The following is a 562-nucleotide window of genomic DNA, read 5'->3' as shown; positions in this document are numbered from 1 at the left end:
TTGCTGAAGCTTGTGAACGTAATTTCAATCCCTTTACAGGAGATACTTCCATAAAGAAGTTATTAATTATTCTGTATTTATCAGAATACTGAACATTATTTCTTAATGTAAAAGCAACGTTAAACCAGTTATCATCAACACCTTGCAAATTAGCTCCAAAACCCATTGTGTTGGCAGGCGTTGCAGCGTAATAATTGATGTTATATCCTGAAGGATTAGAAGCATAAGGAGATACATTAGGCAACAAACGTAAAGTTGCAGCAATTGCACCACCTAAGCTGTTGCTACCGTTATTTTGATCATAATCTTCCTGACGGCTGATAGTTAAATTATTACCGAACTTTACATATTTATTAACCTCATGCTCAATATTTAATCTGGCTCTGTAAGACTTATTGAGATTACTTATAACTACACCTTGTTGCTTAGAGTAGTTTAGAGAAAAGTAGTATGATGTTTTTGCATTACCACCCTGTAAACTCAAGGTATGATTTTGTACAAAAGCGTTATTAGTCAAAACCTCACTTTGCCAATCTGTGTTAGTATTGTTAGCATCCATAAA

At 34.0% G+C, this 562-nt stretch carries 1 protein-coding gene; it reads right to left on the bottom strand.

The features are described 5' to 3' along the window. On the bottom strand, positions 1–562 hold a 562-nt coding region (locus E3E36_RS11370), incomplete at both ends, for a hypothetical protein (RefSeq protein ID WP_206203629.1).

Source organism: Thermococcus sp. M36 (assembly GCF_012027355.1).
In the GTDB taxonomy this organism is placed as follows: Archaea; Methanobacteriota_B; Thermococci; order Thermococcales; family Thermococcaceae; genus Thermococcus.
This window is presented reverse-complemented; position numbering and strand designations above follow the sequence as displayed.